Source organism: Pseudomonas sp. AN3A02 (genome assembly GCF_011765255.1).
Taxonomy (GTDB): Bacteria; Pseudomonadota; Gammaproteobacteria; order Pseudomonadales; family Pseudomonadaceae; genus Aquipseudomonas.
The window spans coordinates 172,351-184,554 of the sequence record NZ_JAARNI010000011.1 but is presented as its reverse complement, the minus strand read 5'-3'; the positions used below and the strand labels follow the sequence as shown (position 1 = coordinate 184,554).

Annotated in this window: 11 protein-coding genes; 2 read left to right on the top strand and 9 right to left on the bottom strand. The window is 58.6% G+C overall.

What is annotated here, in order from left to right:
- Positions 1-149: 149 nt before the first annotated feature.
- From msrQ to mrcB, 9 genes are all read right to left on the bottom strand, one after another.
- On the bottom strand, positions 150-770 hold the full coding sequence (gene msrQ, locus HBJ59_RS27545; protein ID WP_167665384.1) for a protein-methionine-sulfoxide reductase heme-binding subunit MsrQ: 621 nt from the start codon (positions 768-770) through the stop codon (positions 150-152).
- Positions 770-1,783: a protein-methionine-sulfoxide reductase catalytic subunit MsrP gene (gene msrP, locus HBJ59_RS27540; protein WP_167665383.1), complete on the bottom strand. Its 1,014-nt coding sequence runs from the start codon at positions 1,781-1,783 to the stop codon at positions 770-772. The genes msrQ and msrP overlap by 1 nt, the downstream gene beginning before the upstream one ends.
- Before the next feature lie 63 nt (positions 1,784-1,846).
- Complete coding sequence (pssA, locus tag HBJ59_RS27535; RefSeq protein WP_003212123.1) at positions 1,847-2,704, bottom strand: CDP-diacylglycerol--serine O-phosphatidyltransferase; 858 nt, start codon at positions 2,702-2,704, stop codon at positions 1,847-1,849.
- A gap of 144 nt (positions 2,705-2,848) precedes the next feature.
- On the bottom strand, positions 2,849-3,865 hold the full coding sequence (gene ilvC, locus HBJ59_RS27530) for a ketol-acid reductoisomerase (protein ID WP_007948647.1): 1,017 nt from the start codon (positions 3,863-3,865) through the stop codon (positions 2,849-2,851).
- A gap of 46 nt (positions 3,866-3,911) precedes the next feature.
- Positions 3,912-4,403, bottom strand: coding sequence for an acetolactate synthase small subunit (gene ilvN / locus HBJ59_RS27525; protein ID WP_003176102.1), 492 nt, complete (start codon positions 4,401-4,403; stop codon positions 3,912-3,914).
- Between the two features lie 2 nt (positions 4,404-4,405).
- Complete coding sequence (locus HBJ59_RS27520) at positions 4,406-6,130, bottom strand: acetolactate synthase 3 large subunit (protein ID WP_003212127.1); 1,725 nt, start codon at positions 6,128-6,130, stop codon at positions 4,406-4,408.
- A gap of 431 nt (positions 6,131-6,561) precedes the next feature.
- Positions 6,562-6,891, bottom strand: a complete 330-nt coding sequence (locus HBJ59_RS27515) for a YqcC family protein (protein ID WP_003212129.1) — start codon at positions 6,889-6,891, stop codon at positions 6,562-6,564.
- On the bottom strand, positions 6,891-7,625 hold the full coding sequence (locus HBJ59_RS27510) for a M48 family metallopeptidase (protein WP_167665382.1): 735 nt from the start codon (positions 7,623-7,625) through the stop codon (positions 6,891-6,893). Before HBJ59_RS27510 ends, HBJ59_RS27515 begins: the two co-directional genes overlap by 1 nt.
- Positions 7,626-7,641: 16 nt before the next feature.
- The gene (mrcB, locus tag HBJ59_RS27505) at positions 7,642-9,966 is read right to left on the bottom strand and encodes a penicillin-binding protein 1B (RefSeq protein ID WP_076013729.1); all 2,325 of its coding nucleotides are present in this window, start codon (positions 9,964-9,966) and stop codon (positions 7,642-7,644) included.
- A gap of 118 nt (positions 9,967-10,084) precedes the next feature.
- Here mrcB and HBJ59_RS27500 point away from each other — a divergent pair, with 118 nt between their 5' ends.
- Positions 10,085-11,641, top strand: coding sequence for a bifunctional aminoglycoside phosphotransferase/ATP-binding protein (locus HBJ59_RS27500; protein ID WP_167665381.1), 1,557 nt, complete (start codon positions 10,085-10,087; stop codon positions 11,639-11,641).
- Between the two features lie 94 nt (positions 11,642-11,735).
- Positions 11,736-12,080, top strand: coding sequence for a pentapeptide repeat-containing protein (locus HBJ59_RS27495; protein ID WP_076013731.1), 345 nt, complete (start codon positions 11,736-11,738; stop codon positions 12,078-12,080).
- Positions 12,081-12,204 lie beyond the last annotated feature (124 nt).

Below are 12,204 nucleotides of genomic sequence, written 5' to 3'. Positions count from 1 at the left end.
GCCTTACTAACTCCTTCTGGGCTTCGATGATCTGAAGCAGCTCGCTGTCGAAACCTACATAACTCTTTGTTTACCAAGGAGTTTTCCGTTTCGACTGCGCCGGAAGTGGGGCGAATTATAGACTTCCAGAATCTGCCGTCAAGGGTTAATTACGCTTTTGTTGCAGAAGATGGTTTTTTAGCAATAAGACGGGGAATCCGGCGCATTACAGGTGGCACACGCAGGACTAGAAGCAGCGCTCCTATAGATGCATAGATAGCCCACTCCTTCAGATCTGCCCGTACGATCCACAACATGTGCAGCAGCCCAAGCCCGAGAATCACGTAAACCAAGCGATGCAGCTTCTTCCAGCGCGTACCAAGCCGCCGCTGGCTGTAGCGGTTGGAAGTGACTGCGAGCACTAATAAAGAAAGGAACCCCAAGGCACCGACGATAATGTAAGGCCGCTTCTGCAGCTCGACGCCCAACTGCGACCAATCAAGGCCCAGGATGAAGATGCAGTAAGCCGCAAGATGCAAAACCACATACGCAAAGCACCACAACCCCAGCTGCCGCCGCACAGCAATCCACCCCGCCCAACCACTGAGCTTCTGCAGGGGCGTCATGCCCAGAGTGACCAGCAGCAAAATTAAGGTCCCAAGCCCGAGCCGATCCATCAGCACCTTCCCCGGGTCAGGCCCCAGAGCAAAACTCCAGGCCTCGTACAACCAGAACAGCGGCCACACCGCCGCCGCTATAAAGACGCCGATGCGCCAGACCGGGTAGCGCATCAATAGTTCTTCCGCAGATCAAGGCCCGTATATAGAGAGGCGACTTCATCGGCGTAGCCGTTGAACATTTGCGTCTCACGCACATTGGGACTGAACAGCCCACTGGGCAAACGCCGCTCCCGCGCCTGAGTCCAGCGAGGGTGGTCGACGGTAGGATTCACGTTCGCATAAAACCCATACTCACTCGCCGCAATGCTTTGCCAGGTGGTTTTCGGCTGTTCGCTGACGAGACTGATGCGCACGATCGACTTCACGCTCTTGAATCCATACTTCCATGGCACCACCAACCGCAACGGGGCACCATTCTGATTTGGCAACTCCCGCCCATACATACCTACCGCCAGGATCGCCAGGGGATTCATCGCCTCATCCAGTCGTAACCCTTCTACATAAGGCCAGTCGATCAAAGCGAAGTTAGACCGCTGCCCCGGCATGCTCTTGGGATCCTGCAGGGTTTCAAAGCGGATGTATTTGGCCTTGGACGTCGGCTCGACGTGCTTGAGCAATTCCGAAATAGGGAAACCTATCCACGGAATGACCATCGACCACGCCTCTACGCAGCGCAGTCGATAGATTCGCTCTTCCAACTGATACGGCTTCATGAAGTCTTCAAGCGCGTAACGCCCGGGCTTGGCGACCTCGCCATCAATCACCACGCTCCACGGTTCAGTCTTCAGAGACCCGGCATTCGCCGCCGGATCACCCTTGTCCGTACCAAACTCATAGAAGTTGTTGTAGTGGGTCGCATCCTTGAACGGAGTGATCGCCTCGTCCTTGACGGTGACCGCCTGCCATTTCGTACCCGGCAGCTTTTCGGCAAACCATCCGGGCGCCTTGCCCGGCTCAACATCCGCGTAACGCGCAGCATCATCCGCACTGGCCCAACGCGGCAGGCTGCTGGCAGCCAGGCCGGCAAGCGCACCACCGAGCAAGCTGCGACGGGAGAAATAGAGGGATTCAGGCGTGACGTCCGATTCTTGGCAATCAGACGCTTTGGGGAACTTGATTAACATGGCAACTCCGCAGCTTTGGAGGACAGATGCACCAATAGACTGCGGAGTATGGGGGAAATTACATTAAGGCAACGTTTTGCGCTGACGAAGATGCAGCAAATACTGCACCGGGCCCGACGCGGCATAGACAAGGAACGCCAACAGCAGGATTCGCGGCGGGTCACTGAAGACCACGGCGAACACCAGCACCACCGCCAGGATGGCCACAAATGGCACGCGCCCCTTGAGGTCCAGCTCCTTGAAGCTGTTGTACTTGATGTTGCTGACCATCAGCATGCCGGCCGCCGCAACCATCAAGGCCACCAGGAATGACATCTTCGAGCCCTGGATACCGTAGTCGCTGAATGCCCAGACAATACCGGCTACCACACCCGCCGCAGCCGGACTGGCCAAGCCAATGAAGTAGCGCTTGTCGGCAGTCCCTACCTGGGTATTGAACCGCGCCAGACGCAATGCCGCGCCAGCCACATAGATGAAGGCGACCATCCAGCCGACTTTGCCCATGTCACCCAGCGCCCAGGCGAATGCAAGCAACGCCGGCGCCACACCAAAGGCAACCATGTCTGACAGCGAGTCATACTCGGCGCCGAAGGCACTCTGGGTATTGGTCATGCGTGCCACGCGCCCATCCAGGCCATCAAGGACCATGGCGACGAAGATCGCAATCGCGGCGAAACCAAAATACTTGCTGGCCCCGGCAGCATCGCCGGCCGCCAATGCACTCTGGGCACTCATGGAATTGATGATGGAGTAGAACCCCGCGAACAGGTTCGCAGTGGTAAACAGATTGGGCAGAAGATAGATGCCACGATGCCGGACTTTACGGCCTTCAGCATCGTGCCCCTCTTCGACATGTTCATCGATCGGTAGCAGGCTTTCGGCGTCAGAGGCCTGGTTTGGCTCTTCGGGACGTTCGCTCATGGACTTTACCTTGCAACGGTGTGAAAAATTTCGACAGAAACTTGCGGCGAGTGTTCGCCCGCAAACGATGCAGCTTTATACCAGAACCTGCCCCGCAAACGAAAAAACGCGGCCTAAGCCGCGTTTTCCCTTGATACGTACGACTTAGTTTTTGGCTTTGTCGACGATCTTGTTGGCACCGATCCACGGCATCATGGAGCGCAGTTGCTCGCCGATGATTTCGATACCGTGAGCGGCGTTGTTACGACGCTTGGCGGTCATCGAAGGGTAGCCGGTTGCACCTTCGCTGATGAACATTTTGGCGTATTCGCCGTCCTGAATACGTTTCAGGGCGTTGCGCATGGCCTGACGGGACTCGGCGTTGATCACTTCCGGGCCAGTCACGTACTCGCCGTATTCGGCGTTGTTGGAGATCGAGTAGTTCATGTTGGCGATACCGCCTTCGTACATGAGGTCAACGATCAGCTTCAGTTCGTGCAGGCATTCGAAGTAGGCCATTTCTGGCGCGTAGCCAGCTTCAACCAGGGTTTCGAAACCGGCTTTAACCAGTTCAACGGTACCGCCGCACAGAACGGCTTGCTCGCCGAACAGGTCGGTCTCAGTCTCGTCCTTGAAGGTGGTTTCGATGATGCCGGTACGACCGCCACCAACGCCAGCGGCGTAGGACAGTGCAACGTTTTTGGCGTTGCCCGAGGCGTCCTGGTAGATCGCGATCAGGTCAGGGATGCCGCCGCCTTTGACGAACTCGGAACGCACGGTGTGGCCCGGTGCTTTCGGCGCGATCATGATCACGTCGAGGTCAGCGCGCGGCACAACCTGGTTGTAGTGGATCGCGAAGCCGTGGGAGAAGGCCAGGGTGGCGCCCTTCTTGATGTTCGGCTCGATTTCGTTCTTGTACAGCGCGGACTGGAACTCGTCCGGGGTCAGGATCATGACCAGGTCGGCAGCAGCAACAGCAGAAGCAACGTCAGTTACTTTCAGGCCGTGAGCTTCAGCCTTGGCAACAGTGGCCGAGCCTTTGCGCAGACCGACAGTCACGTCAACGCCGGAATCTTTCAGGTTGCACGCTTGAGCGTGGCCCTGGGAACCGTAGCCGATGATGGCGACTTTTTTGCCCTGGATGATCGACAGGTCACAATCTTTTTCGTAATAAACTTTCATGAGGTTCCTCTATATATCCAGGCCGTTAGGCCATTCACTAATTGGGTTAGATGCTGAGTACTTTGTCGCCACGAGCAATCCCGGTGACGCCACTGCGTACAGTTTCCAGAATCGAGGCCGTCCCGATCGACTGGATGAAGCTGTCCAGCTTGTCGCTTGTACCGGTCAATTGAACGGTATAAACGCTGGCGCTCACATCGACGATCTGCCCGCGATAAATATCGGTAGTGCGCTTGATCTCGGCGCGCTGGGCGCCCGTTGCCTTGACCTTGACCAGCATCAGTTCACGCTCGATGTGGGCACTTTCCGACAAGTCGACCAGCTTGACCACTTCGATCAGCTTGTTGAGGTTTTTGGTGATCTGCTCGATCACCTCATCATGGCCAACGGTGGTCAACGTCAGACGCGACAAAGTCGGGTCTTCGGTCGGCGCCACGGTCAGGCTTTCGATGTTGTAGTTGCGTTGCGAAAACAGTCCGACCACACGTGACAGAGCGCCCGGTTCGTTCTCCAGAAGCAGGGAGATAATGTGCCGCATGATTAGGTACGCTCCGTCTTGTTCAGCCACATATCGCGCATGGAGCCGTCTTTGATCTGCATCGGATAGACGTGCTCGCTGGTGTCGACCTGAATATCGAGGAACACCAGGCGGTCCTTCATGGCGAACGCCTCTTCCATCATCGGCTTCAAATCCTTCAGATCGGTGATGCGCATGCCGACATGGCCATAGGCTTCAACCAATTTGACGAAGTCCGGCAGAGACTCCATGTAGGAATGGGAGTGACGGCTGCCGTAGCTCATGTCCTGCCACTGGCGAACCATGCCCAGTACGCCGTTGTTCAGGCAGACGATTTTCACCGGCAGACCATATTGCAGGCAGGTCGACAGTTCCTGGATGTTCATCTGGATACTGCCTTCGCCGGTGACGCAAGCAACGTCGGTATCCGGGAAGCTCAGCTTCACACCCATGGCCGCAGGGAAACCAAAGCCCATCGTGCCCAGGCCACCGGAGTTGATCCAGCGGTTAGGCTTGTCGAACTTGTAGTACTGCGCCGCGAACATCTGGTGCTGGCCCACGTCGGAGGTCACAAAGGCATCGCCCTTGGTCACTTCGCACAGGGTTTCGATCACGGTCTGCGGCTTGATGACGCTGCCATCGCCCTTGTCGTAAGGGAACAGGCCGCGGTCACCGCGCCACTCGTCGATCTGCTTCCACCAACTGGCGACGGAATCCTTGTTCGGGGCTTCGCCGATTTCCTTGAGCGCAGCAACCATTTCGGTCAGCACGCTTTCCACAGGACCTACGATAGGCACGTCGGCCTTGATGGTCTTGGAGATCGATGCCGGGTCGATATCGATGTGGATGATCTTTGCATTCGGGCAAAACTTGCTCGCGCCGTTGATCACCCGGTCATCGAACCGCGCACCGACGGCGAGGATCACGTCAGCATGGTGCATGGCCAGGTTGGCGGTGTAGCTGCCGTGCATGCCGAGCATACCGACGAACTGACGGTCCGAACCCGGGAATGCGCCGAGGCCCATCAAGGTGTTGGTGACTGGCAGGTTAAGCATCTTGGCCAGTTCGGTCAGCGGTGCAGAACCGCCGCCCAGAATCACGCCACCACCCGAGTAGAGCACCGGGCGCTTGGCCGCCAACAGCATTTCTGCCGCCTTGCGGATTTGCCCCGAGTGCCCGCGAACAGCCGGGCTGTAGGAACGCAGCTTGGCTTTCTTCGGGAAGATGTATTCGAATTTTTCCGCCGGGTTGGTCATGTCTTTCGGGATATCGACCACCACAGGACCCGGGCGACCGGACTGTGCGAGGTAGAAGGCCTTCTTCATGACTTCCGGGATTTCCGAGGCATGCTTGATCATGAAGCTGTGTTTCACGATCGGCCGGGAGATACCGATCATGTCGGTTTCCTGGAATGCATCGGTACCGACCATGGTGCTCGCCACCTGGCCAGAAATGATCACCATCGGGATGGAGTCCATATAAGCCGTCGCGATGCCGGTAATGGCATTGGTCGCGCCAGGGCCGGAAGTCACCAGCACGACACCGGCTTTACCGGTGGCACGGGCGTAACCGTCAGCCATATGGGTAGCAGCTTGTTCGTGGCGAACCAGGATGTGGGTAACAGCCGGTTCCTTGAACAGTGCGTCGTAGACATGCAGCAGAGCACCGCCTGGGTACCCGTAGATATAGTCGACGCCTTCGTCACGCAAAAAGCGGACGAGCATCTCACCGCCAGATAAAAGCTCCACGTTGTTCACCTCTAAAACGCCAGAATACCGTCCGTTAAAAACCGACGGGTCTTAATAGGTTTACTTCTCAGCAGAGCATGAGCGACGGTGGTCGCCGACTACGTCAGCACTGACTGAGCAAGTATTGGGAGCGTCCCAAGTGTTGCGGGATTTTCCCACCCAGCGCGAGGTAACGCGTTGCGGGTGTAACAGGTCGGCGCGGGTGTGCGCCTCATGATCTGCTGAGTGGGTCTGCTTCTGGCAGTCCCTCTACAGCGGACTTTGGATTCTTCTGTTTCAGCCTCTCCAAGTCAAGCAATAATTGCGCTTTTTTCCAACTAAGCGCATGAGAACGTAGAAGAAAGCGGCTTGAGGAGGGATAAAACTCGCCTGAATGGCGCAAAGCGGTAGAAATATGCGCAAGACTGCCGGAAAAACCGGCAGCCAGGCAATTAACGAGCGTCGACGATCAGTTGATCGAACTTTTTCAGCGCAGTCCGTAGGCCAAGGCTCTCGAGCGGGCGATCGGCGTAAACCATCTCGGCCATTTCCAGAATCCCCGACGCATTGGGCAATGGCAGGTCCTGCTCAAGGATCTGCTTCATCCGTGTCAGGAAAATCCATTGCAGCCACTGGTGGAAGTCCAGGGTGTCGACGGAAAAGGGTTCAACACTGCTCAAGGCTTCAGCACTGGGGGACACTTCGTCCCACCAGCCCTGCAAGCGCAGTTCGCGCTCGATCAACAACAACTGTTCGGCAATCGCCGGAAAGCGTGCATCCATCAGAGGCTTACCTTGGCTTTTTGCCGAGCCTGGGCAGCGCCGGCGGCATCGCCCTGCTTCTCACGGGCATCACCGATCAAGCCCCACAGGCTGGCCTGCAGATCAGGACGGCCATTGGCCAGGGTCAGGCCACGGCGGGCAAATTGTTCTGCTTGCGGGGCATCGCCTTGGGCCATGCGCACCTGAGCCAGGCGGTAAAGCACTTGTGGCTCGCGAGGCGCTACGCGCTGGGCGCGTTCGAGGCTCGACGATGCGCCGTTCAAGTCGCCACCAGACTGCTGCTGTTGGGCAGTAGTCAGCAACGCCAGCACCGGGCCGTCCAGCTGCTCATCGGCCGACAAGCCACCGGCGCTGCTGGCGGACGGAATCCCGCTTGGCGTCGACGGCATGTTGTAGGTGCCCTGGTTGATTGGCGCCGTTTGAATCGGCGCAGAGTCAGCCGGGCCCGAGGTGCTCGGGCCTGGAGTCCACGGCTGAGTACTGATCGGTGCCGAGGTGGCTGCGCCAGCGCCCGGGATCATCACCACTACGCCCGAATCCTGAGGCACGGCTTGCGCCTTAGCCTGGGCTGGGCGGTTGGTGACGGTTTGACGGAAGCCGCCATTGGCCGAGATCCGGTCGTTGTTGGACACCGTTGTACTGGAATCCACCACCGGGATAGAACCCCGCTCCACGCTGGCGCAACCACCGAGCAATGCCAAAACTGTAATAGCTGGAATCAACAACTTGTTCACATGAAACCCTCTTTGCTTAATTCATCCAGCCCTTGACCCAATCCATCACCGATTCAGCGCTCGCGGGTGCACTGGCACCGCACGCTGCACCGGGTGGCGGTTCGCTGCCGCGAATATACGGCATCTGCACCGCGCCCGGACAGTTGGCATCGGAACCCTGTCCGGTATGCGGATCGATCCAGGCCTGAACGATATTGTCCGGCTGCGGCATGTTCAGCGGCAGTGGATCGGCCTTCTTCATGAAACTGGTCCACACCTGCAACGCGCCGGTGGCACCGGTAAACGGCGTCTTGCCGTTGTCGTCGCGCCCCAGCCAGACCACCGCCAGCAGGTCCTGGCTGAAACCTGCGAACCAGCTGTCCCGCGAATCGTTACTGGTACCGCTCTTGCCGGCCAGCGTCAGGTTGGCTGGCAACACGCTGTAGGCCGAGCGCCCCGTACCTTCACGCATAACGCGCTGCATGGCGTTCTGGATCAGGTAGATCGAGGCCGGGTCAAAGCGCTGCTGAATCTGGAACGGATAACGCTTGAGCGGTTCGCCTTCAGCCGTCAACACACTACGGATCCCGCGCATCGGTGTATTGAAACCACCGTTGGCCAGGGTCTGGTACATGGTCGCCACTTCCATCGGGCTCATCGCACCCGCACCCAACAGCATCGACGGGAACGCCGGGAACTCGCGAGTGATGCCCAGCCGACCGAGTGTCTTGAGAACATTCGGCACGCCCAGCTCAAGGCCAAGACGGGAGGTCGAGATGTTGTAGGAATGCGCCAAGCCCTGGTACAGGAAAATCGTACCGTGGGAACGACGATCAAAGTTATGCGGCGTCCACATCTGGCCATCGGCTCCTTTGACCGACAACGGGTCATCGGACAGCCAACTGGTCAGCGTGTACTTGCTCGGTTTTTCCAACGCAGTCAGATATACCGCCGGCTTGACCAGCGAGCCAATCGGACGCACCGCGTCCAGCGCGCGGTTGAAGCCGGCAAAGCTGGCCTGGCGACTGCCGATCATAGCCTGGACCTCACCGGTTTCCGGGTTGGTTACCACCATCGCGGCCTCGACGTCGTCGGAGCCTTTACGGCCTGCCAGGCGTTTGAAGGTGTCATTGACCGAAGCTTCAGCCTTCATCTGCAGGATCGGATCGAAACTGGTGAAGATCCGCAGGCCTTCCTCGGTCAAGTCTTCGTCGCGGTAGTCTTCACGCAACTGGCGTTTGACCAGGTCGATGAAGCCCGGGAATGAGCTGTCGGCAAGCTTGCCGCGGGTGGTCACACCCAGTGGCATTTTCTTCGCGGCAGCGACTTGTTCAGGCGTGGCGACGCCTTGCTGTTCAAGTACGTCGAGCACCAGGTTACGGCGCTCCAGCGCCCGCTCCGGGTTGCGGCGTGGGTTGTAGTAGGACGGCCCCTTGACCATGCCCACCAACAGCGCCACTTGATGCAGTTTCAACTCGGACAGCGGCTGGCCGAAGAAGAATTGGCTGGCCAGACCGAAACCGTGCACCGCACGCTGGCCGTCCTGCCCGACGAACACTTCATTGAGGTAGGCCTCAAGAATTTCCTGCTTGCTGTAATGCAGCTCCAGCAGCATCGCCATCATGGCTTCGGTCAGCTTACGGGTCAGGCTGCGTTCGTTGGTCAGGTAGAAGTTCTTGACCAATTGTTGCGTCAGCGTACTACCGCCTTGGGTCATCTTGCCGCCGGAGGTATTGACCCACACGGCGCGAGCGATGGACTTGGGTGACACGCCCCAGTGGCTGTAGAAATCCCGGTCTTCTACGGCAATCAGGGTATCCAGCAGGTAAGGCGGCACCTGATCGATCTTGATCAGGATGCGGTCTTCCAGGTTTTTCGGATAAATCCCACCGATCATTAAGGGTTCCAGGCGCACCACCGGCAACTTCGAACCGTTGAGCGAGGACAGTTCGGCTACATAGTCGCCAGAGAAACGCACGCGCACCGGCTGGGGTTTTTCCAGGCCTTCATAGAACTGGAAGCCGCGGGTGTTCAAGTCGACGGTGTTACCGGAGACGGCAGCGGCACCGGGGCCATTGCTCACGGGTTCGCGGCGATAGCCCAAGGCATCGAGTTCGGTAAGGAAGTCATCCTTGCTCAGCTTCTGGCCGGTGAACAGTTCCAGCGGGCGCGCGTATACCTTGGCCGGAATGGTCCAGCGCTTGCCGGAGAACTTCTCCTGGACCACAGCATCGAGGTAAACCGCGAAGCCGGCGATCACTACAAGCCCTACCAGGCCGAGCTTAAGCGCCCAGCCCAGCCAAGGGCGCAGGCCGCGGGAAGGAGGTTTTTTACGGGAACGGGGAGATCGGGTACGAGTCATGGCGGCGGATTATACGCACTTTATTGATGACCAACATGAGCCGGACAGCGGTTTGCATGACCGTCCGTAGCCGCCATAATGCCCGCCATGAATTTTCCCAGACTCTGAAGGATCGCCCGTGAGCCAGTCCCTGATTGCTGCCCTGCAAAACCCGGCCCTGTTTCCCCATCCGGTGGATCAGTTCCAAGTCATCGAGACCCATATTTCCTGGGTCCTGCTCACGGGTGACTACGCCTACAAGATGAAGAAGCCGGTGAATTTCGGCTTTCTCGATTTCACCACCCTGGAAGCCCGCGGCCACTTCTGCAATGAAGAGCTGCGCCTCAACCAGCGCCTGACCGATGATTTGTATCTTGAAGTGTTGCCAATCACCGGCAGCGCCGAAGCACCACAATTGGATGGCGACGGCCCGGTGATCGACTATGTGCTGAAAATGCGCCAGTTTCCGCAGAGCCAGCTGCTCAGTACCTTGCAAGCCAACGGTGAACTGACCCACGCGCACATCGACGAAATGGCCAGGCAGATCGCGCACTTTCACCTGAACGCCCCGAAAGTCCCGGCCACCCACTCTGCCGGCACGCCGCACGACGTCATGGCGCCAGTGCTGCAGAACTTCGAGCAGATCCGCCCGTTCCTCAGCGACAAGGCCGATCTGGCGCAACTGGACGCCTTGCAGGCCTGGGCCGAAAGCAGCTTCGAACGCCTCAAGCCTCTGTTCGAACAGCGCAAGCTCAACGGCTTTACCCGCGAATGCCACGGTGATATTCACCTGGGCAACGCCACGATGATTGATGGCCACGTGGTGATCTTCGACTGCATCGAGTTCAACGAGCCATTCCGCTTCACCGACGTGTATGCCGACACCGGCTTCCTGGCGATGGACCTGGAAGACCGTGGCCTCAAGAGCCTGGCGCGACGCTTCATCAGCCAGTACCTGGAGCTGACCGGCGACTATCAAGGCCTGGAGGTGCTGAACTTCTATAAAGCCTACCGCGCCCTGGTACGCGCCAAGGTCGCGCTGTTCAGCATGCCTTCCGAGGCGGACGCGGTGCAGCGTGCTACCACCCTGCGCCAATACCGCAACTACGCCAACCTGGCGGAAAGCTACAGCACCATCCCATCGCGCTTCCTGGCCATCACCCACGGCGTATCGGCCGTTGGCAAAAGCCATGTATCCATGCGCCTCGTAGAAGCATTGGGAGCGATTCGCCTGCGTTCAGACGTAGAGCGCAAGCGCCTGTTCGGTGAGCAGAAGGTCGAGAACACGCCACAGGCCGGGATCTACGCCGCAGACGCCAGCGCCGCCACCTATGCGCGCTTGAACGAGGTCGCCGACACCGTGCTGCGCGCCGGTTTCCCGGTGGTACTGGACGCGACCTTCCTCAAGCGTGAACAACGCGACGCTGCGGCCAAGATCGCCGAGGCCACCGGCGCACCGTTCCTGATCCTCGACTGCAATGCGCCACAGGCTGTTATCGCCGCTTGGCTGGCACAGCGTCAGGCGGACAAAAATGATCCGTCCGACGCCACCCTGACCATCATCGAAGAGCAGCAGGCCACCCGCGACCCACTCAGCGCTGAAGAGCTACTGCTGAGCAAACGCGTGGAAACCAATGAAAGCGGTACCCTGGACGCATTGGTGGCCCATATCCGCCAGCGCCTGCCGGGCCTGTAAGAAATATTTCTTGGTCGTGTAGCCTTCCGGGGCTCACGGCCGAGCAATAGTGGCACTATAATGGCGTCATAATTCCAACACGGGAGTCGCCATTGTGAGCCATCCGAAGCTACTTGATACCCCGCTGTACGCGCTTCTGCATAAAGATGACATCCGCGGCTTCAACCAGGAGCGTCCGAAAGACGGCCCGATCGATATGCGCGGCGGGGACTTTCGCGGCCTGGACCTGCGCGACCTGAATGCCGAGGGCGTAGATTTCACCGACGCTTATTTCCGCTCCGCCGACTTGCGCGGCCTGGATTTACGCGACTGCCCACTGGAAGGCGCGAGCCTGGCGCATGCCCAGATTTCCGGCACTTATTTCCCCCCTGAGCTGAGCGCTGACGAGATTCTGATGTCCGTAAATTTCGGCACGCGCTTGCGCTACCGCACACGGTAAAACCGCTGTATCGCCTCCCGGCTACGCCCAAGGCGTACCGGGGGCTTCACCCTTTCCTACGTCAAAATCCCCGCCTGCCTTAGAAGCTTTAGGTCGTTGCCGACCAAAGAACTACGCTTTTCCT

What these genes read in the sequence shown, in the direction of transcription:
- msrQ (WP_167665384.1), bottom strand. Translation starts at nt 770, where the DNA reads ATGCGCTACCCGGTCTGGCGCATCGGCGTCTTTATAGCGGCGGCGGTG.
- pssA (WP_003212123.1), bottom strand. Translation starts at nt 2,704, where the DNA reads ATGAGCGAACGTCCCGAAGAGCCAAACCAGGCCTCTGACGCCGAAAGC.
- msrP (WP_167665383.1), bottom strand. Translation starts at nt 1,783, where the DNA reads ATGTTAATCAAGTTCCCCAAAGCGTCTGATTGCCAAGAATCGGACGTC.
- ilvC (WP_007948647.1), bottom strand. Translation starts at nt 3,865, where the DNA reads ATGAAAGTTTATTACGAAAAAGATTGTGACCTGTCGATCATCCAGGGC.
- ilvN (WP_003176102.1), bottom strand. Translation starts at nt 4,403, where the DNA reads ATGCGGCACATTATCTCCCTGCTTCTGGAGAACGAACCGGGCGCTCTG.
- HBJ59_RS27515 (WP_003212129.1), bottom strand. Translation starts at nt 6,891, where the DNA reads ATGGATGCACGCTTTCCGGCGATTGCCGAACAGTTGTTGTTGATCGAG.
- mrcB (WP_076013729.1), bottom strand. Translation starts at nt 9,966, where the DNA reads ATGACTCGTACCCGATCTCCCCGTTCCCGTAAAAAACCTCCTTCCCGC.